This window comes from Stenotrophomonas sp. YJH_SMC_64 (assembly GCF_059371375.1).
The window spans coordinates 1-20255 of record NZ_JCAFUN010000025.1; the positions used below are offsets into that span (position 1 = coordinate 1).

General features: G+C 67.2%; 17 protein-coding genes and 1 riboswitch. Of the genes, 4 read left to right on the forward strand and 13 right to left on the reverse strand.

Annotated elements, in window-relative coordinates; all coding sequences use genetic code 11:
• Positions 1-449: 449 nt before the first annotated feature.
• From AC5P9L_RS20590 to AC5P9L_RS20625, 8 genes are all read right to left on the reverse strand, one after another.
• Positions 450-797, reverse strand: coding sequence for a lipid-A-disaccharide synthase N-terminal domain-containing protein (locus tag AC5P9L_RS20590; RefSeq protein WP_005414908.1), 348 nt, complete (start codon positions 795-797; stop codon positions 450-452).
• On the reverse strand, positions 797-1519 hold the full coding sequence (locus AC5P9L_RS20595) for a glycosyltransferase family 2 protein (RefSeq protein WP_033835348.1): 723 nt from the start codon (positions 1517-1519) through the stop codon (positions 797-799). Before AC5P9L_RS20595 ends, AC5P9L_RS20590 begins: the two co-directional genes overlap by 1 nt.
• 89 nt (positions 1520-1608) lie before the next feature.
• The gene (locus tag AC5P9L_RS20600; protein ID WP_005411650.1) at positions 1609-2574 is read right to left on the reverse strand and encodes an NAD-dependent epimerase/dehydratase family protein; all 966 of its coding nucleotides are present in this window, start codon (positions 2572-2574) and stop codon (positions 1609-1611) included.
• 45 nt (positions 2575-2619) lie between these two features.
• Complete coding sequence (locus AC5P9L_RS20605) at positions 2620-3354, reverse strand: suppressor of fused domain protein (protein WP_024957791.1); 735 nt, start codon at positions 3352-3354, stop codon at positions 2620-2622.
• Positions 3355-3479: 125 nt separating this feature from the next.
• Positions 3480-4403, reverse strand: coding sequence for a ParB/RepB/Spo0J family partition protein (locus AC5P9L_RS20610; protein ID WP_005411652.1), 924 nt, complete (start codon positions 4401-4403; stop codon positions 3480-3482).
• Positions 4403-5200 (reverse strand): ParA family protein, encoded by a 798-nt coding sequence (locus AC5P9L_RS20615; protein ID WP_005411653.1) that lies wholly within the window; start codon positions 5198-5200, stop codon positions 4403-4405. The genes AC5P9L_RS20610 and AC5P9L_RS20615 overlap by 1 nt, the downstream gene beginning before the upstream one ends.
• Before the next feature lie 113 nt (positions 5201-5313).
• Complete coding sequence (rsmG, locus tag AC5P9L_RS20620) at positions 5314-5952, reverse strand: 16S rRNA (guanine(527)-N(7))-methyltransferase RsmG (protein WP_012481632.1); 639 nt, start codon at positions 5950-5952, stop codon at positions 5314-5316.
• 39 nt (positions 5953-5991) lie between these two features.
• Positions 5992-6591 carry a 4'-phosphopantetheinyl transferase family protein gene (locus AC5P9L_RS20625; RefSeq protein WP_033835351.1) on the reverse strand — a complete coding sequence of 200 codons (600 nt, stop codon included), beginning with the start codon at positions 6589-6591 and terminating at the stop codon, positions 5992-5994.
• Positions 6592-6675: 84 nt separating this feature from the next.
• On the opposite strand from AC5P9L_RS20625, the gene AC5P9L_RS20630 reads away from it, so the two are divergent.
• Positions 6676-6927: a GlsB/YeaQ/YmgE family stress response membrane protein gene (locus AC5P9L_RS20630; RefSeq protein WP_005411656.1), complete on the forward strand. Its 252-nt coding sequence runs from the start codon at positions 6676-6678 to the stop codon at positions 6925-6927.
• 72 nt (positions 6928-6999) lie between these two features.
• Here the strand turns inward: AC5P9L_RS20630 and xth are convergent, their stop codons facing one another.
• The 4 genes from xth to AC5P9L_RS20650 form a co-directional block, all read right to left on the reverse strand.
• Positions 7000-7767 (reverse strand): exodeoxyribonuclease III, encoded by a 768-nt coding sequence (gene xth, locus AC5P9L_RS20635; protein WP_033835352.1) that lies wholly within the window; start codon positions 7765-7767, stop codon positions 7000-7002.
• 131 nt (positions 7768-7898) lie between these two features.
• Complete coding sequence (locus AC5P9L_RS20640) at positions 7899-9308, reverse strand: coniferyl aldehyde dehydrogenase (RefSeq protein WP_099485160.1); 1410 nt, start codon at positions 9306-9308, stop codon at positions 7899-7901.
• Between the two features lie 213 nt (positions 9309-9521).
• Positions 9522-11183: an MFS transporter gene (locus AC5P9L_RS20645; RefSeq protein ID WP_005411659.1), complete on the reverse strand. Its 1662-nt coding sequence runs from the start codon at positions 11181-11183 to the stop codon at positions 9522-9524.
• A 160-nt stretch (positions 11184-11343) separates the two neighbouring features.
• Positions 11344-12771, reverse strand: coding sequence for a DcaP family trimeric outer membrane transporter (locus AC5P9L_RS20650; protein ID WP_123959270.1), 1428 nt, complete (start codon positions 12769-12771; stop codon positions 11344-11346).
• Positions 12772-13016: 245 nt separating this feature from the next.
• Here AC5P9L_RS20650 and acs point away from each other — a divergent pair, with 245 nt between their 5' ends.
• The 3 genes from acs to AC5P9L_RS20665 all read left to right on the forward strand — a co-directional run bounded on the left by acs (position 13017) and on the right by AC5P9L_RS20665 (position 16691).
• Positions 13017-14960 (forward strand): acetate--CoA ligase, encoded by a 1944-nt coding sequence (gene acs / locus AC5P9L_RS20655; protein WP_065183645.1) that lies wholly within the window; start codon positions 13017-13019, stop codon positions 14958-14960.
• A gap of 79 nt (positions 14961-15039) precedes the next feature.
• Positions 15040-15705, forward strand: a complete 666-nt coding sequence (locus AC5P9L_RS20660; RefSeq protein WP_005411662.1) for a response regulator transcription factor — start codon at positions 15040-15042, stop codon at positions 15703-15705.
• Between the two features lie 232 nt (positions 15706-15937).
• A riboswitch (yybP-ykoY riboswitch) is annotated at positions 15938-16027 on the forward strand.
• Positions 16028-16115: 88 nt separating this feature from the next.
• The gene (locus AC5P9L_RS20665) at positions 16116-16691 is read left to right on the forward strand and encodes a manganese efflux pump MntP (RefSeq protein WP_049397048.1); all 576 of its coding nucleotides are present in this window, start codon (positions 16116-16118) and stop codon (positions 16689-16691) included.
• A gap of 39 nt (positions 16692-16730) precedes the next feature.
• Here AC5P9L_RS20665 and AC5P9L_RS20670 read toward each other — a convergent pair whose 3' ends face one another.
• Complete coding sequence (locus AC5P9L_RS20670) at positions 16731-20177, reverse strand: hybrid sensor histidine kinase/response regulator (RefSeq protein WP_043034414.1); 3447 nt, start codon at positions 20175-20177, stop codon at positions 16731-16733.
• Between the last annotated feature and the right edge of the window lie 78 nt (positions 20178-20255).

The window sequence follows — 20255 nt, forward strand, 5'->3', positions numbered from 1 at the left end:
AACCGGCCGCAGGCCGGGGCCCCAGCGCCGGGGGCGCGTGGTAGAGCCGACTGTCAGTCGGCTGCTCTTCCGCCACATGCAGCAAACCCCGCGCTCCGCGCGAAAGTCGACTGACAGTCGACTCTACCCACGGCAGGCAGGACCGGGCCCCGGCCGCAGGTCGGGGCCCCAGCGCCGAAGGCGCGTGGTAGAGCCGACTGTCAGTCGGCTGTTCTTCCGCCATATGCAGCAAACCCCGCGCTCCGCGCGAAAGTCGACTGACAGTCGACTCTACCCACGGCAGGCAGGACCGGGAACCGGCCGCAGGCCGGGGCCCCAGCGCCGGAGGCGCGTGGTAGAGCCGACTGTCAGTCGGCTGCTCTTCCGCCAGACGTGGCAAAGTCCGCGCTCCGCGCGAAAGTCGACTGACAGTCGACTCTACCCACGGCAGACCGCATCCCGGCGCAGCCTCAATGGCTGGCCTTGTCCCGCTTCCAGCCCCGGTGCTTGATGTCCAGCTGCAGGCTGTACAGCGCGGTGAACGCCGGGAACAGGTTCTGCAGCACGCCCACCGAGTCCTGCTTGGCCGAGAACAGGAAGTAGCTCAGCGTCATCAGGCTGCCGACCACGCTCATGTACCAGAACAGGCGCGGGATCACCGGCTTGCCCGCACGCTTGGACGCGATGAACTGGACCAGCCAGCGGCCGCCGAACATCAGCGCGCCGGTATAGCCGATCAGCTTCCAGCCGGTCACATGCAGGCCGGTCCAGTACAACCAGGTCAGCGGCTGGTCGAGCCAGTGCAGCTCCAGATCCATCAACGCTCCTCCACTGCGGTGCGCTTGCTGCGGGTGATCAGCCACGCCACGCCGCGCAGGTCACGGATGCCGACCAGTGCACGGCCCAGGTTGTTGTACTTGGACACGCCGGCGGTACGGTGGCGGTGGTTGACCGGCACGCTGGTGGTCTTCCAGCCGGCACGCTGCATCAGCGCGGGCAGATAGCGGTGCATGTGGTCGAAGTACGGCAGGTCGAGGAACGCGCTGCGCTCGAACAGCTTGATGCCGCAGCCGGTATCGGGCGTATCGTCGCGCAGCATGCGTGCGCGGATGGCGTTGGCCCACTTGCTGGCCCAGCGCTTGCTGCCGCTGTCCTGGCGGTTGACCCGCCAGCCGGCGAACAGCTTCACCTGCGCCTCGGCGGCATCGCGCGCGGCCAGCAGCTTGGGGATATCGGCCGGATCGTTCTGGCCATCGCCATCCAGGGTGGCGATCCACGGCGCCCGCGCATGCTTGACACCGGTGCGCACGGCGGTGCTCTGCCCGCTCTGGTTCACATGGTGCAGCACCCGCAGTTCCGGTGTGGTCGCCTTCAGGCCCTGCAGCACCGCCAGGGTGTCATCGCGCGAGTGATCGTCGATGTAGATGATCTCGAACGGCAGCCGGCCACGCAGTGCAGCGGTGATTTCGGCAACCAGCGGGGCGACGTTGTCGCGTTCGTTGAACACCGGGACGACAACGGAAAGCTCGGGTTGGCTCATAAGGCACTCGGCCAAAGGGGGACAAAGACCGCGCATTCTCCGAAGCCGAGGTTATCCGAAGATGAATCCGGCTGTGTGAGGTTCCGTCCTCAGGCGCGGTCGCCAAAATACTCGCGGCACCACTGCACGACGGGGGGCAACCCTTCTTCGATCGGGGTCACCGCGTCGAAGCCGAATGCGTCATGGGCGCGCCGGGTATCGGCCATCGTGCGCACCATGTCGCCCGGCTGCATCGGCTTGTAGACCTTCTGCGCGGGGCGACCGGCGGCCTGCTCGATCACGCTGATGAAGCGCTCCAGCTCGACCGGCGTATGGTTGCCGAGGTTGAACACCCGGTGCGGTACCGGACCATCGGCCGGATGCGCGAGCGCGCCGAGGATACCCGACACGATGTCGGAGACATGTGTGAAATCGCGCTGCATGCGGCCCTCGTTGAACACGTCGATTGGCCGCCCGGCCAGCACCGCGCGCGAGAACAGCAGCGGTGCCATGTCCGGCCGGCCCCACGGGCCATACACGGTGAAGAAGCGCAGGCCGGTGGCATGCAGGCCGTACAGCTGCGCGTAGGTGTAGGCCATCAGCTCGTTGGCCGCCTTGGTCGCCGCGTACAGCGAGCGCGGCTGGTCCACGCGCTGGTCCTCGGAGAACGGCGGCGTGGCCGAATCACCGTAGACCGAGCTGCTGGAGGCATACACCAGGTGCTGCACGCCACGGTGACGGCACAGTTCGAGCATGTTGACGAAGCCGACCAGGTTGCTGTCGACGTAGGCGTGCGGGTTTTCCAGCGAATAGCGCACGCCGGCCTGCGCGGCCAGGTGGATCACCGCAGTCGGCTTCACCTCGTCGAACAGTGCCGCCAGGCCCTGCTGGTCGGTCAGGTCCAGGGTGCGCAGGTCCAGCGCCGGGCACAGCGCAGCCACGCGGTCGCGCTTGATCTGCGGGTCATAGTAGTCGTTGAAGTTGTCCAGGCCGACCACGGGCTGGCCGGCCTCCAGCAGCGCGCGGGCGGTGTAGGCACCGATGAAGCCGGCAGCGCCGGTGAGCAGGATGGTCATGACAGGGGCCTGGAAACGAAGTTCAGGCCCCTGATGTTACCGGTCTCAGAACAAACCGAAACGCTTCTTCGCCACGTTGGTGCGGCCGGGTTCGATCACGTCCTGGATGTTCTTCGCATCGAAGCGGTCGAGCAGCACCTCGGCGCCCTTCCTCAGCTTCAGGTCCATCTCTTCCGGGTACAGCGGAACCAGGCTCATGAAGCTGATGGTCCTGCCGTCCTCCAGCGCCAGCGTGGCGAAGTCCTCCGGGGCGGTCACCGGCGACAGCACGATGGCACCGTCGAAACCCACGCCCGGCGCGTAGGGCTCGCTGGGATGGCCGTTGGGAATGGTGTGGCCGAAGCCCAGCCAGGTGTCGTACTCGTGCGGCAACCGTGCCATGCCCTTCAGCAGGCGCACCGGCCAGTAATTGCGCTCGTCCTCGAAGGCGTCCTGGGAGATCGGCCAGTCGGCCGGCAGGGTCACCATCAGTTCCATGTAGCGCGGCACGTCCGCGTCCACCTCGGCGGGCACGGTCATCGGCAGGTCGCTCATGCCGGAGGTGACCAGGCGCAGGTACGGGCAGTGGTCATTGGCCGGCACCACGTGCACGTCGATGTGCACCAGGTCGGAGATGATCTCGTGGAAGACACCGGACACCGGGCCCAGATGGCGTTCGAGATGGGCGCTGATCGCCTCGATGTGCTGTTCTTCGCCGATGGCGGGCACGAAGTCCTTTTCGCGGCGATGTACCAGTATCTGGGTGCCGTCCGGGCTGACGTCCTCGTATTCGTTGCTCATGTCCTGTTCCCTGGATGAGGCCACGGACCGGAGAGCAGTGCATCCCCGGCACGCGCGGCGGTGCGTTCCCTGTCATCTGCAGGACGCGGCGGGAACAGGCCGCACCCCCTGACGCGGCGCCGGGCTCAGCCCTGGCGCGTACGCAGCTTTTCCAGCACGCCGTCCAGGGTATCCAGATCGGTGTAGTGGATGATCAGCTTGCCCTTGCCGCCCCGGCCGTGGTTGATCGCCACCTTGGCACCCAGTGCTTCGGACAGTTCGGTTTCCAGCGAGGCGATGTCGGCCTGCTGCACCTTCGGCGTCGCCACCGGGCGGTTGCTCGGCACCTTGCCGGCCGCGAAGGCCTGCGCACGGCGCTCGACCTCGCGCACCGACCAGCCTTCATCGGCCGCTTCCTGCGCCAGCTTGCCAGCCAGCTCGGGAGCCAGGGTCAGCAGCGCGCGGGCGTGGCCCATTTCCAGGCGGCGGGTTTCCAGCAGCAAGCGGATCGCCACCGGCAGCTCCAGCAGGCGCAGCAGGTTGGACACCGCCGCGCGCGAGCGGCCGACGGCCTCGGCGGCCTCGGCATGGGTCAGGGTGAACTCGCTGATCAGGCGCTGCAGCGCCTCGGCTTCTTCCAGCGGGTTGAGGTCTTCGCGCTGGATGTTCTCGATCAGCGCCATCGCGATGACGGTGCGGTCTTCCAGCTCGCGCACCACCACCGGCACTTCGTCCAGGCCGGCCAGCTGCGATGCGCGCCAGCGGCGCTCACCGGCGACGATTTCGTAGTTGCCTGCCGGCAGCTGGCGCACCAGGATCGGTTGGATCACGCCCTGCGACTTGATCGAGTCGGCCAGCTCGGAGAGCTTGCCCTCGTCCATCTCGCGGCGCGGCTGGTACTTGCCCGGCTGCAGCTGGCCGACCGGCAACTTGCGCAGCACTTCACCCGGCAGCGGCTCAATCACCGCGGTGGTGGCCTGCACCTGGCTGACCGCGCCTTTCGGGCCCAGCAGCGCGTCCAGGCCACGGCCGAGGCCTCGCTTCTTGGCTGCCGGCTTGCTGCTGGTCATCAGACGGTCTCCACGGCCTTGGCGGCCTTGTTGCGTTCGTTGTTGCGGCGGATGATCTCGCCGGCCAGGCCCAGGTAGGCCACGCCACCGCGCGAGGCGCGGTCGTAGCCGACGATGCTCTGGCCATGGCTGGGCGCCTCGGCCAGGCGCACGTTGCGCGGCACGATGGTGCGGAACACGCGGTCGCCGAAGTGCTCGGTGAGCTCGGCCGACACTGCGTTGGCCAGGTTGTTGCGCACGTCGAACATGGTGCGCAGCACGCCTTCGATCTCCAGCGCCGGGTTCAGGCTGGTGCGCAGCGCTTCGATGGTTTCCACCAGCGCGCTCAGGCCTTCCAGTGCGTAGTACTCGCACTGCATCGGCACGATCACCGAATCGGCGGCGGCCAGCGCGTTGAGCGTCAGCAGCGACAACGCCGGCGGGCAATCGATCAGGATGTAGTCGTACTCGTCGCGGATCGGCGCCAGTGCGCGCTTCAGGCGCTGCTCGCGCTCGCTCTGGCCCATCAGCTGGATCTCGGCGGCGGTCAGGTCGATGTTGCCCGGCAGCAGGTCGTAGCCTTCGGCGGTCTGCACGCGCACATCGGCGGCGCTGTTCTCGCCCAGCAGCAGATCGCAGGTGGAGGCCGCCAGCTCACGCTTGTCCACGCCGCTGCCCATGGTCGCGTTGCCCTGCGAGTCCAGGTCGACCAACAGCACGCGCTTGGGTGCGTTGGCCAGAGAAGCGGCCAGGTTGACGGCGGTCGTGGTCTTGCCGACGCCACCCTTCTGGTTGGCGATGGCGATGATGCGGGCCATGCGGGTGTGCCTCGTCGACGGATGGTTGGGACCGGTCATTATGCGTACAACCGGCCCCTTGCGGAAATCGTGGATCGCCAACCCGTTGTTCCACAAAGGGCTGGCGGCGGGAATCAGGGACCTGTAACGGTGACCAGGTGGCGTTCGCCGGCCAGGCCGGGCACGCTCAGCGGGGTCACCTCACGCACCTGCCAGCCAGCCGGCAGTTCCGCGATCTCCTCATGCGGGTAGACGCCCTTCATGGCCAGCAGCACGCCACCGGGGCGCAGCAGATGGCCGCCGACGCGGACGATGCCAGCCAGGGTATCCATTGCGCGCGCGGTCAGCTGGTCGTAACGACCGGCCTCGTCCAGCGCTTCGGCCCGCGATTCGGCCACGCGGGCGTTGCCCAGGCCGAGCTGGCGCACGGCCTCGCGCATGAAGCGCGCCTTCTTGCCGTTGCTCTCCACCAGGGTGACCTGCAGGCCCGGGCAGGCGATCGCCAGCGGGATGCCGGGCAACCCGGGGCCGGTACCGAGGTCGGCCAGGCTGCCATCAGCCACGAACGGCTGCATCGCCAGCGAATCGAGCAGGTGGCGGGTAACCATCTCCTGCGGGTCGCGGATGGCGGTGAGGTTGTAGGTGCCGTTCCAGCGGTGCAGCAGGGCCAGGTAGCGCAGCAGCGGCGGCGCCAGCGCGGCGTCCAGGCCCATGCTGGCCAGGCCCTGTTCCAGCGTGGCAGCCACGCTGGCGGGAAGTGGGTGTTCGCTCATGCCGCCATTATCGCCGGTTTTGCGCGCTGATTCCCCGCTTCAGTGCGGATACCAGGCCAACGCCGCACGGAACTGGCCGGTGGCCTGCCATTCGTGCAGGTGCCAGCGCGCGGCCTCGCCCAGTTCCGGGTCGCACCAGCGCAGGTGCAGGGCGCCATCGGCCCCCGGCGCCAGCTGCAGGCGGTGCAGGCCGAACGAGATGCCCTGGCCGTGCGCCTTCAGGATGGCTTCCTTGACGCACCACACGCGGAAGAACCAGTGCTCGCGGTCGGCCTCGTCCAGGCGTTCCAGCCAGGCCACCTCCTGCGGGTGGAAGAAGCGCCGCACGATCTCCAGAAGACGCGGCCGCGGCCGCAGCAGTTCCAGGTCCACGCCCAGCCGCACGCCTTCGCCCAGCGCCACCAGCAGCACCTCACCGCTGTGGCTCCAGCCGGTCCCGTAGTGGGCCAACGGGCCGCTCAGCTCCGGCCGGCCCTTGTCGTCACGGACCAGTGGCAGCGTCTGCGGATCGGTGCCCAGCGCCTGCGCCAGTACCTGCCGCGCCTGCGGTTCACCGCGCTGGCCCGGCACGTGCGGACGCCGCCAGACCGTTACCGGACCGAAGCGCCACGGGCCGTCGAGGGTGGCTGGCAGGCTCATCCGCACGCGCCCATCACGCAATTGCACGACGGGTTCACGGCCGTGCGCGTCAACTGGTCACAGTTTCCCACCGGAGGTTCGATCATGGGCATCATCATCTGGCTGATCGTCGGCGGCATCGTAGGCTGGCTGGCCAGCATCATCATGAAGCGCGATGCCCAGCAGGGCATCATCCTCAACATCGTGGTCGGCATCGTCGGCGCGCTGATTTCCGGCTGGCTGTTCGGCGGCGGCATCAACGAAGCGATCACCATCCGCACCTTCCTGTTCTCGCTGATCGGCGCGGTGATCCTGCTGGCGATCGTCAACCTGTTCACCCGCAAGAGCATACGGTGATCCGAGGGTAGTGCCGGCCACTGGCCGGCAGATGATCCAGAACGGGCCCGGCAATCGTCGGGCCCTGTTCGTTCAACCGATCTGCACCCAGGCCGGCGCATGGTCGCTCGGGCGTTCCCAGGTGCGCGGCTCGCGGTCGATGCCCGAGGCCACCGCGCTGCCCTTCAGCGCATCGGAGACCAGGGTCAGGTCGATGCGCAGGCCCAGGTTGCGGCGGAAGCCGGCGGCACGGTAATCCCACCAGCTGAAGGTGCCCGCCTCGTCGTTGTGCAGGCGGAAGCCATCGTGCAGGCCCAGCTGCAGCAGCTTGTTGAGCGCGCCGCGCTCGGCGGTGGAGGTCAGGATGTGGTTGTCGTTCCACACCTCCGGGTCGTGCACATCGCGCGCGTCCGGGGCGATGTTGAAGTCACCCATCACGATCAGCTTCGGATGCCGCTGCAGTTCTTCGGCGATCCAGGCATGCACCGCTTCCAGCCAGCGCAGCTTGTAGTCGTACTTGTCGGTGCCGATGTCCTGGCCATTGACCACGTACAGGTTGATCACCCGCAGGTCGCCGAAGGTACCGGCAATGACGCGCTTCTGTTCGTCCTCGAAGCCGGGAATGCCGATCTGCACGTCCTGCGCCGGCTCACGCGACAGCAGCGCCACGCCGTTGTAGGTCTTCTGGCCGGCGAACACGCTGCGGTAGCCGGCGGCGATCAGCGCAGAATCGGGGAACTTGTGGTCCTCCAGCTTGGTTTCCTGGATACCGACGATGTCCGGGCCGAACTCCCTGAGCCACTGCTCCAGGTGCGGCAGGCGGACATTGAGCGAATTGACGTTCCACGAGGCGATCTTCATGCAGGCATTCTACCCGGGTGCGCTTGGCACGCGTGCCACCCCAGGTGGGCACCCACCGGTAGTGCCGGCCGCTGGCCGGCAACTGCAGGGTCTTGCCGACGGTCCATGCGGTTGCCGGCCAGCGGCCGGCACTACCGAAGCAGCAGCTTCAACAACCCCGCAATCTTCGAATACGGCGGCCGCAGCCGGTCGCTGGCCGCCCAGCGCGACTGCCACAGCACCGGCAGCCGCTTGCTCATCGCATCGAACCCGGCGCGGCCGTGGTACGCGCCCATGCCGCTGGCCCCGACCCCGCCAAACGGCAGGCCATCGGCGGCGAAGTGCAGCAGCGTGTCATTCACCGTCACCCCACCGGCCACCACCTGGCCGAGGATGCGCTCCACCGTGGCCCGGTCATGGCTGAAGGGATACAGCGCCAACGGCCGGTCGCGGGACAGCACGTCGGCCAGCGCGGCATCCAGATCCGGATAGGCCCGCACCGGCAGGATCGGCCCGAAGATCTCCTCGCGCATCAGGTCCAGGTCGTCCGGCGGGTCCAGCACCACGGTCGGCACCAGCAGGCGCTCGCGGTCGGCGCGCGCCTCATCCACCTGCGCCAGCGGAATCACCGGCACGCCGCGTTCGCGCGCCTGTGCCAGATAGCCCTGCAGGCGCCGGTACTGGCCTTCATTGATGATGCGGGTGTAGTCGTCGGCATCGCTGAAGTCGCCATAGCGCTCGCGCACCTGCTGCTGCAGCGCCTGTACGAACTCGCGCTGGCGCACGGTGTCGATCAGCACGTAATCCGGCGCGATGCAGGTCTGCCCGGCGTTGAACCATTTCCCGGTGGCGAACCGCGCGGCGGCTTTGTCCAGCGGGAAATCGCGGCAGACAATCGCCGGCGACTTGCCGCCCAGCTCCAGCGTGACCGGCACCAGATGCTCGGCGGCGGCCGCCATCACCTTGCGACCGACGGCCGTCGAGCCGGTGAACAGCAGATGGTCCAGCGGCAGCGAGGACACCGCCGCCGCCACATCCGCCCCGCCCTGCACCACCGCCACGCGATCGGGCGGGAACACACTGGCCAGCAGATCGGCCAGGAATGCACTGGTGCGTGGTGTGTGTTCCGAGGGCTTCAGCAACACATGGTTGCCGGCGGCAATCGCGGTGGCCAGCGGCACCAGCGCCAGCGTAACCGGGTAGTTCCAGGGCGAGATCACCCCGACCACGCCCAGCGGCGTCGGCCGCAGCTGCGCACGCGCCGGCCACAGCTTCCAGCCTGCACCGACCCGCTGCGGCTTCGACCAGCGCCGCAGGTGGCGGCGCAGGTGATCGATGGCCGACAGCACGCTCATGCCATCGGCCAGCTTCGATTCCACGTGGGCGCGATGGCCAAAGTCCTCGGCGATGGCCTGCGCCATTTCGTCCAGGCGTGGCTTCAACGCCTCGCGCAGGCGGCGCAGGTCAGCTTCGCGCTGGTCGGGCGAAGGGCGCTGCGACTGCCAGGCGCTGCGCAGGGTGTGCAGGAGGGCGGGAAGGTCTTCCGGCGTAGTGGTGGTCATGGGCCGACTATACGGGGTGCTGCGCAACCCAATGGTAGTGCCGGCCGCTGGCCGGCAACCTCATGAATCTCCGCGGACATAAAGCCGTTGCCGGCCAGCGGCCGGCACTACCGGATTGCGAGTCGAGTGGGCACGCCCCACAAACAGAAAGGCCGCGGTCTGCACCGCGGCCCCTGAAACCCGGTGGGTGCCGACCGTTGGTCGGCACACCGGTTACTTGGTGATATCCACGTCCTTGGTCTCACGCAGGAACAGGCCGCCGATCACCACCGACATCAGCGCGATGATGATGGGGTACCACAGGCCGTAGTAGAGGTTGCCGGTACCGGCCACCAGCGCGAACGAGATCGCCGGCAGGAAGCCACCGAACCAGCCGTTGCCGATGTGGTACGGCAGCGACATCGAGGTGTAGCGGATGCGGGTCGGGAACAGTTCGACCAGGTAAGCGGCGATCGGGCCGTAGACCATGGTCACGTACAGCACCAGCAGCCACAGCATGAAGATGGTGCCGGCGATGTTGATGCGGGCGCCATCGGCCTTGGCCGGGTAGCCGGCGGTGGTCAGGGCGGTCTTCAGTTCCGCACCGAACGCGTCAGCCTTGGCCTTGCCTTCTTCCTTGGTCAGGCCGGCGGCCTCATACGAGGTGACGCTGGCGCTGCCCACGTTCACCATCGCCAGCGAACCGGCGGCAGCGGGCTGTACGTCGTACGGCACACCAGCCTTGGTCAGCGCGGCGGTAGCCACGTCGCAGGAGCTGGTGAACTTGCGCAGGCCCACCGGATCGAACTGGAATGAACAGGTGTTCGGATCGGCGACGACCAGCGCCGGCGAGGATGCACGCGCTTCTTCGATGGCCGGGTTGGCGAAGTGGGTCAGGCCCTTGAAGATCGGGATGTAGGTGATGGCCGCCAGCAGGCAGCCGGCCAGGATGATCTTCTTGCGGCCAATGCGGTCGGACAGCCAGCCGAAGAAGATGAAGAACGGCACGCCCAGCGCCAGCGCGGCCGCGATCAGCAGGTAGGAGGTGGTGGCATCGACCTTCAGCATGCTGCTGAGGAAGAACAGCGCGTAGAACTGGCCGCCGTACCAGACCACGGCCTGGCCGGCCGCCGCACCGAGCAGGACCAGCAGCATCAGCTTCAGGTTGCCGCCCTTCAGGCTGTCACGGAACGGCGTCTTGGAGCCCTTGCCTTCCGACTTCATCTGCTGGAACAGCGGCGACTCGCTCAGCTGCAGGCGGATCCACACCGACACGCCCAGCAGCAGGATCGAGACCAGGAACGGAATGCGCCAGCCCCAGGCTTCGAAGGCTTCATTGCCCAGGAAGTAACGGCAGGCCAGGATGATCAGCAGCGACATGAACAGGCCGAGCGTGGCGGTGCACTGGATGAAGCTGGTGTACAGGCCGCGCTTGTCGTCCGGCGCGTGCTCGGCCACGTAGGTGGCGGCACCGCCGTACTCGCCGCCCATCGCCAGGCCCTGGGCCAGGCGCAGGATGATCAGGATCACCGGTGCGGCGAAACCGATCGAGGCGTAGTTGGGCAGCACGCCGACCAGGAAGGTCGAGATGCCCATGATCAGGATGGTGACCAGGAAGGTGTACTTGCGGCCGATGCGGTCGCCGAGGCTGCCGAAGAAGGCCGCGCCGAACGGACGCACGAAGAAGCCGGCGGCAAACGCCAGCAGGGCGAAGATCATGCCCGTGGTTTCATTGACGCCGCTGAAGAACTGCTTGGCGATGATGGCCGCGAGCGAGCCGTACAGGAAGAAGTCATACCACTCGAAGACCGTGCCGAGGCTCGAGGCGAAGATGACCTTCTTGTGGCCCTTGGTCAGGGTGCCCGCTTTATGTGCGGTGCTGGGTGTACTGGACATGGGACGCTTCCCCTCCGAAGCAATCGTTGTTGGTGGGTGCCGACCGTTGGTCGGCACTCAATTCGGTAGATGCCGACCTTGGCCGGCACCCCATCTCGGTAGGTGCCGACCTTGGCCGGCACCCCATCTCGGTAGGTGCCGGCCGCTGGCCGGCACGCTCTTAGAAGCTGTACTTCGTGGTGAACTGCAATCGGGTGATGTCACCCTTGTTGCCGTTCTCCACTTCGCGACGGCCGTACATCAGTTCGGCGCCGATATCGACCTTGGGCAGCGGCGAATAGAAGATGTTGCCGCGGATGCTCTGCACGCTCTTGGTCACCAGCGGGCCCAGGATGCTGTCGTTGTCGTAGTCGCTGCGCGCATAGATCAGGTTGGTGCGCAGCTTCGGCGAGAACGCATGCCGCCAGCCCACGTAGCCGGCCAGCACGCCGGTCGGGTTGAGCTCGTCGCGGGCCACGTCGTAGGCGCTATCGGCGGTGATGCCCAGGCCGATGTAGCGAGCGATGCCTTCGCCGCCGGTCAGCTGGTAGTGCAGCGAATCGCTGTCACCCATCACCCATTTGCCGCCCAGGGTCAGGCCGCCAGCCACCTTGTCGGCCTTGGCGCCGGTGGCCTGGTTGTCGACCTTCAGCTGACGGACGATGCCGCCGACACCGAAGGTGCCCCAGTCACCCTTCCAGCCATAGCGCAGGGTCAGGTCAGGCAGGCTGCCACGGTCGGAGTTGGCGCTGGTGTTGGTCCAGGCGCCGGTGACCGGGTTGCGGGTTCCGGTGAGGGTGGTGGTTTCCGGGTTTTCCAGTGCGACGCTGAAGCCGCCCTGGGTGTAGCGCACCTGGGCCTGGCGCACGAAGATCACGCCGTCGGTGGGGCCGACGAAGTCGACCGCTTCCGGCAGCGACGCCGCGTCCATGAAGTTGGACCAGGTCTGGCCGGCCATCCAGTTGTTCCAGTACATGTAGGCGTGGCGCAGGGTCACACCATAGGTATTGGTGGCGGTCTGGTTGCCCAGCGAGTTGCCGAAGAAGTCCATCTCGAAGAACGCACCGGCCTTGTTGCCCGACTCGCTCACGTTGTCGATGCCCAGGTTGAAGCGCGAGAACTTGGCGTGGGCATTGAAGTCGGTGCCCGAACGCTTGCCGCTGCCGCCGGCGCCTTCCACCGGGGTCTGGCCCGGCAGATACAGCGAGCGGCCGGTGGCGTCGTCGGCCAGCTGGCCATCGCTGGTCTGGGTGGCCAGGAAGTCGGCCTTGATGAAGCCGCCGATCTTGACCGTGGTGCCCGGCGCGGCGCCCGGGGTGATGGTGGTGACCTGGATCGGCTGCTTGCCTGCCGGCACAGAGGCGACCGGCTTCTGCCCGGCCTGCACCGTGCGCACTTCGGTCACCGCCTGCTGGGTCTGGCTGATCTGGGTCTGTTGTTGTTGCTGCGAAGACAGCAGCAGCTGGACCTGGCGTTCCAGTTCGGCAACGCGTGCTTCCAGCGCTTTCTCTTTGGCGGTCTCAGCGAACGCCATGCCCGGTGCGACCAGGGCGACCAACAGGCAGGCCGCCAAAGGTGTGCGCACGGCTTTCAACGTACGGTGGCTCATGTTGCCCTCTCTCCCAAGTGGCAAGGTGATGCCGCGCGTGGGGCACGGTCGAGCCGAGACTGCGGGGCGATTATGTATAGCGGCTATTCGCCATTGGTCGAACCCGGCCCTGCTGGGCGCTCACTTTCGACCATGGTCTAACCAGAGTGGTGACGCGGCCGGGGGTGGATGGGGCAAACTGAAGGGGATCGGTCGCTGCGATGCTGCGACCGCACATACAAAGTCAACGTGCAAGTGAGGGTGCCATGGCTGATATCTACCCCGTCGATCCGCAATTCGCCGCCAAGGCACGCATCGACAAGACGTCGTACGAACAGCAGTACCAGGCTTCGGTGACCGACCCGGATGGTTTCTGGGGCAAGGCCGCCGAGCGCCTGCAGTGGATGCGCAAGCCGACCAGGATCAAGAACGTCAGCTACGACCTGTCCGACTTCCACATCAAGTGGTTCGAAGATGGCGAGCTCAATGCCAGCGTGAACTGCCTGGATCGCCAGCTGGAAACGCGCGGCGACAAGACCGCCCTGCTGTTCGAGCCCGATGGCCCGGATGCACCGGCCCAGCACGTGACCTACCGCGAGCTGTACGAGCGCACCTGCCGCCTCGGCAATGCGCTGCGCAACCTGGGCGTCAAGAAGGGCGACCGCGTCACCATCTACCTGCCGATGATCGTCGACGCCGCCGTGGCCATGCTGGCCTGCGCGCGCATCGGTGCGATCCACTCGGTGGTGTTCGGTGGCTTCGCGCCGAACTCGATCGCCGACCGCGTCAGCGACTGCCAGAGCAAGCTGATCATCACCGCCGACGAGGGCCTGCGCGGTGGCCGCAGGATTCCGCTGAAGGCCAACGTCGATGCCGCGCTGAAGCTGCCGGGCACCAATACCGTGGAAACCGTGCTGGTGGTGCGCCACACCGGCGGTGCGGTGGACATGCAGGCCCCGCGCGACCGCTGGTTCCACGATGTGGTGGACAGCCAGCCCGCCACCTGCGAACCGGAACGCATGAACGCGGAAGACCCGCTGTTCATCCTCTACACCTCCGGTTCCACCGGCAAGCCGAAGGGCGTGCTGCACACCACCGGCGGTTACCTGCTGTACGCGGCCTACACCCATGAAGCGGTGTTCGACCTGCGCGAGGACGACATCTACTGGTGCACCGCCGACGTCGGCTGGGTCACCGGCCACAGCTACATCGTGTACGGGCCGCTGGCCAACGGCGCGACCTCGCTGATGTTCGAAGGCGTGCCGAACTACCCGGACACCTCGCGCTTCTGGAACGTCATCGACAAGCACAAGGTGACCATCTTCTATACCGCCCCGACCGCCATCCGTGCGCTGATGCGCGAAGGCGAGGAGCCGGTGAAGAAGACCTCGCGCGCCTCGCTGCGCCTGCTCGGCAGCGTCGGCGAGCCGATCAACCCGGAAGCCTGGCGCTGGTACTACGAGGTGGTCGGCGACAGCCGCTGCCCGATCGTCGATACCTGGTGGCAGACCGAGACCGGCGGCATCCTGATCTCGCCGCTGGCCGGCGCGATGGACCTCAAGCCGGGTTCGGCCACCCTGCCCTTCTTCGGCGTGCAGCCGGCGCTGGTCAATGCCGATGGCGAGATCCAGGACGGCCCGACCGAGGGCAACCTGATCATCCGTGATTCCTGGCCGGGCCAGATGCGCACGGTGTACGGCGACCACCAGCGTTTCATCGATACGTATTTCCGCACCTACCCGGGCAGCTACTTCACCGGCGACGGTTGCCGCCGCGACGAAGACGGCTACTACTGGATCACCGGCCGCGTCGACGATGTGATCAACGTGTCCGGCCACCGCATCGGCACCGCCGAGGTGGAAAGCGCGCTGGTCTCGCACCCGAAGGTGGCCGAAGCGGCCGTGGTCGGCTTCCCGCACGACGTGAAGGGCCAGGGCATCTACGCCTACGTCACCCTTGTGGCCGAAGAGGCACCGAGCGACGAGTTGCAGAAGGAACTGGTTGCCTGGGTGCGCAAGGAGATCGGCCCGATCGCCACGCCGGACCACCTGCAGTGGGCGCCGGGCCTGCCGAAGACCCGCTCGGGCAAGATCATGCGCCGCATCCTGCGCAAGATCGCCGAGAACGCGCCGGACCAGCTCGGCGACACCTCGACCCTGGCTGATCCGTCGGTGGTGGCGTCACTGGTGGACGAGCGCAAGGTGCGCTGATGTACGACCGGGGTCGGATCCCTTTCCGCAAGGAAAGGGCTCTGACCCCATCTGCTTTCCCCCACGGTTCCCCCCGACCATGACCACCCTCCTGATTGCCGATGACCACCCGCTGTTCCGCGAAGCCCTGCGCGGCGCCGTGCAGCGGGTCATCCCCGGCGTGCAGCTGTTCGAGGCCGACAGCGTGGAAGCGCTGTATGCGCTGGCCGACCAGCACAACGACGCCGACCTGGTCCTGATGGACCTCAACATGCCCGGTGCGCAGGGTTTCAACGCGCTGGTGCACATGCGCTCGCTGCATCCGCACCTGCCGGTGGTGGTGGTATCCGCGCGCGAAGAAGCCACGGTGATGCGCCGCGCGCTCGACCACGGCGCGCTGGGCTTCATTCCGAAGTCTGCGGATTCGGACACCATCGGCCACGCACTGGGCACCATCCTCGATGGCGAGACCTGGGCGCCGCCGGAAGCGCACAACGTGCCGCCCACCGAGCGTGAGGAACGCGAAGTCGGCCAGCGACTGCGCGAGCTCACCCCGCAGCAGTTCCGCGTGCTGCAGATGCTGGGCGCCGGCCGCTTGAACAAGCAGATCGCCTACGACCTCAATGTCTCCGAAGCGACGATCAAGGCCCACGTCACCGCCATCCTGCGCAAGCTGGGCGTGACCAACCGCACCCAGGCCGTGCTGATGGCCGGCAAGCTGGCGATCGACGACGACGCCATCGTGCTGCCGCCGGAAGAAGACTGAGGTAGTGCCGGCCGCTGGCCGGCAATCGCCTTCAGCCCCTGAAATCACCCGAAACCGCTTCGGTAGGTGCCAAGCTTGCTTGGCACGCTCTCGCCGTGGCGCATGCCGGCCAGCGGCCGGCACTACCCGGCACCGTTGCGCTCACGATATAGCCATCGCTATACAAACCAGCCCTGCCTGCGCGTTTCGCTGCAAATGCGCCACGCGCGAATCGCGATGCTAAGCTTCGCGTCCCCTTGGGGAGTAGCCGGATTCCTTCGCAGGAATCGTCCACGTCAACATACTCGGCCGGTGCGCCGTGGCGTGGACAACCATGATGGTTGGCGAGACCAGCGGCCCGCGCGCGCAACGTCAGGTTGGGCGCGAGCGCAGGCCGTGCGTCCGTCCTGGCCCGACCTCAGCCGCTGTCCATGTCCCCCATTTCGATCCTCCTGATCGGCTTTGCCATGTCCACCGATGCCTTTGCCGCCGCGATCGGCAAGGGTGCGGCCATGCGCAGGCCGGTGTTCCGCGATGCCTTGCGTGCCGGCATCATCTTCGGCGTCATCGAGGCGATCACGCCCATCATCGGCTGGCTGCTCGGTCGCGCCGCGCTGCAGTACGTCGAAGCCTTCGACCACTGGATCGCCTTCGGCCTGCTCGGCGCGCTGGGCATCCACATGATCTACAACGGCCTGCGCCCGGACAGTGCCGAGGAAGACGAAGACCCTTCGCAGCACCACGGCTTCTGGAAGCTGGCGCTGACCGGTTTCGCCACCAGCATCGATGCGATGGCGGTGGGTATCGGCCTGGCCTTCATGGATGTGCATATCGGCGTGATGGCCGCGGTCATCGGCCTGTGCACGCTGACCATGGTCACCGCCGGCATCATGCTCGGCCGCGTGCTGGGCAGCATGGTCGGCAAGCGTGCCGAGATCATCGGTGGCGTGATCCTGGTGATCATCGGTGCGACGATCCTGTACGAGCACCTGCACGGCGTGGGGTAACGCTTCCGCGATTACGTGGTTGCCGGCCAGCGGCCGGCACTACTGCGCGTCGCGCAGCGCGCCGAGGAAGGCGCGCAGCGAGGCCGGCTTGATCGGCTTGGTCAGCACGCGATAGCCACGTTCGCGTGCCATCCGCTTCAGCTCGTCGCGACCATCGGCGGTCAGCAGCGCACCCGGCAGCGGGTAACCGGCGGCTTCGCGCAGGGCCACCAGGGCGTCCAGGCCATCCATGCGGTCGTGCAGGTGGTAGTCGACCAGCATCACCTGTGGCCGTTCGGCCACTTTCTCCAACGCCTGATCCACCGTCGATGCCGTGATCACCTGCACCTGCCAACGGCCGAGCAGTGCGCGCATGCCGTCGAGGATCTCCTCGTCGTTGTCCACGCACAGCACGCGCAGGCCAGCCAGCGAATCGCTGCGTACCGGTGCGGCCACCGCCTGTACCGGCGTGGCCAGCTCGGTGTAACCCGGCAATGGTGCCACCCGCGGCAGAATGATCGAGAACATCGATCCCTTGCCGACCCGGCTGCGCGCATTGAGGCGATGGTCAAGCAGACGCGAGATGCGCTGGCAGATCGACAGGCCCAGGCCCAGGCCCTGCTCGCCCCAGTCGAACGGCTGCTGGTAGCGGTGGAACTCATCGAAGATCTGCCGCATGTGGTGCTCGGGAATGCCAGGACCGGTATCCCAGACCTGCAGCTCCACTTCATCGCCGCGCTGGCGCACGGCCAGCACGATGCGACCCTGGCGGGTGTAACGCAGCGCGTTGGCCAGGAAGTTCTGCAGCACGCGGCGCAGCAGGCGGCGGTCACTGCGCACCCATGCCGGGCGTGCGAACAGGTCCAGGCGCAGGCCACGGCCGGCGGCGACCGGGGTGTACTGCGCGGCCAGCTCACGCATCAACGCACTCACGTCGAACTCGCCGATCACCGGGTGCAGGCCACCGGCATCCAGCCGAGACACATCCAGCAGGCCATCGAGCAGCTCTTCGGCCGCACGCAACGACGCATCCACACGCTCGGCCAGGTGCTTCTGCTCATCGCTCACGTGATCGCTGTCGCGCAGCGCGGAAGCGAACAGGCGTGCGGCGTTCAGTGGCTGCAGCACGTCATGGCTGATCGCCGCCAGGAAGCGGGTCTTCGACTGCTGCGCGACCTCGGCCTCATGCGAACGCTCGGCCACGCGCTGTTCCAGCGTTTCGTTGGCTTCCAGCAGGGCCTTTTCCGCGTGCTTGTAGTCGGTGATGTCGTTGTAGCTGGTCACGTAACCGCCGCCGGGCAGCGCCTGGCCACGCATCTCGATCACCTTGCCATCGCTGCGGGTGCGCTCGAACACGTGCGGTGACCCCGCGCGCATGTAGCCGATGCGTCGGTTGATCTGCACTTCGATATCACCCTCGCCCAGCTCGCCGCGCTCGGCGTTGTAGCGGATCAGGTCGGCCACAGGGCGACCTACGTAGAGCATGCCGTCGGGGTAGCCGAACATGTCCTGGTAACGACGATTCCATGCGGTCAGGCGCATGTCCGGATCGACCACGCTGACCCCGGCGCTGATGTTCTCCAGCGTGGTCGACAGGATCTCGCGGTTGAAGCGCAGTTCCTGCCCGGCTTCGTCCAGCACCGCCACCACTTCGCCCAGGTCCATGCCCGAGCCACGCAGCAGGCTGGTCAGCAGCAGGCGCGCCGAGGCCGCACCAATCGACGCGGCCAGCAGGCGTTCGGTGAACTGCACCCACGGCCGGTCGGCCGGCGCCGAGGATTGCAGCTCGCGGCCCAGCGACTGTGCCTGCTCGAAGAACGAACGCCGCGCGTGGCGCTCGCCGACCACGCGCGAAGCCAGCGCCAGCAGATCGCCCACATGCACGTGACCCGGCCAACCACCCGCCACCGACGGTCGTTCGGCATACGGGTCGAGGAACGGCGCGGCGCGCAGCCGCTCGTCCACACCGGGCCGCCAGCGTGCAGACACCAGCATCATCGTCGCCGCATTGACCAGCAGCGACCAGAACGTGCCATGGGTCAGCGGGTCCCAGCCGGTCATGCCGAACAGCTGCTGCGGGCGCAGCCACTCGATGCCGAACGGGCCGTGCTGCACCCAGCCAGCATCGACCCAGCCGGCCATGGTCATCGCCGGCAGCAGCAGTGTGTACAGCCAGGTGGCGAAGCCCAGCAGCATGCCCACCTCGACACCACGCCGGCTCGCGCCGCGCCAGTACAGACCGCCGATCAGCCCGGGCGCGAACTGCGCCACCGCCGCGAACGCCATCAGGCCGTACGAGGCCAGCGTGCTGTCGTTGCTGCTGGTGCGGTAGTAGCTGTAGGCCATCAGCGCCAGCAGCAGGATCGCCAGGCGGCGGATCCACAGCACGCGCGAGGCAACGTCGGCGGCTTCCTGATGGTCGCCACTGCGACGCAGCAGCACCGGCATCACCAGATCGTTGCTGACCATGGTGGCCAGCGCGATGGACGAGACGATGACCATGCCGGTGGCGGCGGAGAAGCCGCCCACATAGGCGATCAGCGCCAGCGCGTTGCGGCCTTCGGCCAGCGGCAGGGCCAGCACCATCGAGTCGTCGGCGACGCTGCCGCCGGTGCCGAACAGGGTCACGCCGGCGGTGGCGATCGGCAGCACCATGCCCGAGATCAGTACCAGGTAGCCACCGAACATCCAGCGCGCGCGGCGTACGTCGCGCACGTCACCGCACTCGACCACGGCCACGTGGAACTGGCGTGGCAGGCAGATGATGGCCAGGAAGCTGAGCAGGGTCTGCGAGATGAAGCCCACCGGCGGCAGGCCGGTGAACAGCGTATGCACCGACTCGACCACCGCGTCGGTGCGGTTGCTCAGCCACAGGTAGGCGAACACGCCCACGGCCAGCATGGCCAGCAGCTTGATCACCGATTCGAAGGCGATCGCCAGCATCATGCCGTGGTGGTGCTCGGTGGCGTCGACCTGGCGGGTGCCGAACAGGGTGGCGAACAGCGCCATCAGCAGCGCCACGTACAGCGCCGGATCGGTGAAGAAGCCGGTCGGGCCGCTGTTGCCGGTCAGCACCTGCAGGCTCATCGCCACCGCTTTGTACTGCAGGGCCAGGTACGGGATGATGCCGATCAGGGCGATGATCGCCACCAGTGCCGCCAACCGCCGCGAGCGGCCGAAGCGCGAGGAGATGAAATCGGCGATGGAGACCACGTTCTGGCTGCGGGCGATCAGCGCCAGGCGTTCGATGATGCGCCAGCCGAACAACAGCAGCAGCAACGGACCGATATAGATCGGCAGGTAGCCGATGCCGTTGCGCACGGCGGTACCCACCGCGCCGTAGAAGGTCCACGACGAGCAGTACACGGCCAGCGCCAGGCTGTACACCACCGGCCGCAGCCACGGCCGGTCGGGATACATCGGCCGGCGGTCACCCCACCACGCCACGCCGAACAGCAGCGCGGCATAGGCAACCGAGACCAGCAGCAGGATCCAGCTGGAGACCACGCGTGCGTTTCCGTCGGAACAGGGGCCAGTAGATCACGACCGTTGGTCGTGAGGGTAGGTCATGGCGGTGGGTCACGA

Excerpts from the sequence above, each read along its gene's own strand:
- AC5P9L_RS20600 (WP_005411650.1), bottom strand. The coding sequence starts at position 2,574 with ATGACCATCCTGCTCACCGGCGCTGCCGGCTTCATCGGTGCCTACACC.
- AC5P9L_RS20590 (WP_005414908.1), bottom strand. The coding sequence starts at position 797 with ATGGATCTGGAGCTGCACTGGCTCGACCAGCCGCTGACCTGGTTGTAC.
- AC5P9L_RS20630 (WP_005411656.1), top strand. The coding sequence starts at position 6,676 with ATGGGCATCATCATCTGGCTGATCGTCGGCGGCATCGTAGGCTGGCTG.
- AC5P9L_RS20645 (WP_005411659.1), bottom strand. The coding sequence starts at position 11,183 with ATGTCCAGTACACCCAGCACCGCACATAAAGCGGGCACCCTGACCAAG.
- acs (WP_065183645.1), top strand. The coding sequence starts at position 13,017 with ATGGCTGATATCTACCCCGTCGATCCGCAATTCGCCGCCAAGGCACGC.
- AC5P9L_RS20610 (WP_005411652.1), bottom strand. The coding sequence starts at position 4,403 with ATGACCAGCAGCAAGCCGGCAGCCAAGAAGCGAGGCCTCGGCCGTGGC.
- AC5P9L_RS20650 (WP_123959270.1), bottom strand. The coding sequence starts at position 12,771 with ATGAGCCACCGTACGTTGAAAGCCGTGCGCACACCTTTGGCGGCCTGC.
- AC5P9L_RS20665 (WP_049397048.1), top strand. The coding sequence starts at position 16,116 with ATGTCCCCCATTTCGATCCTCCTGATCGGCTTTGCCATGTCCACCGAT.
- AC5P9L_RS20660 (WP_005411662.1), top strand. The coding sequence starts at position 15,040 with ATGACCACCCTCCTGATTGCCGATGACCACCCGCTGTTCCGCGAAGCC.
- xth (WP_033835352.1), bottom strand. The coding sequence starts at position 7,767 with ATGAAGATCGCCTCGTGGAACGTCAATTCGCTCAATGTCCGCCTGCCG.
- AC5P9L_RS20605 (WP_024957791.1), bottom strand. The coding sequence starts at position 3,354 with ATGAGCAACGAATACGAGGACGTCAGCCCGGACGGCACCCAGATACTG.
- AC5P9L_RS20640 (WP_099485160.1), bottom strand. The coding sequence starts at position 9,308 with ATGACCACCACTACGCCGGAAGACCTTCCCGCCCTCCTGCACACCCTG.
- rsmG (WP_012481632.1), bottom strand. The coding sequence starts at position 5,952 with ATGAGCGAACACCCACTTCCCGCCAGCGTGGCTGCCACGCTGGAACAG.
- AC5P9L_RS20595 (WP_033835348.1), bottom strand. The coding sequence starts at position 1,519 with ATGAGCCAACCCGAGCTTTCCGTTGTCGTCCCGGTGTTCAACGAACGC.
- AC5P9L_RS20625 (WP_033835351.1), bottom strand. The coding sequence starts at position 6,591 with ATGAGCCTGCCAGCCACCCTCGACGGCCCGTGGCGCTTCGGTCCGGTA.
- AC5P9L_RS20615 (WP_005411653.1), bottom strand. The coding sequence starts at position 5,200 with ATGGCCCGCATCATCGCCATCGCCAACCAGAAGGGTGGCGTCGGCAAG.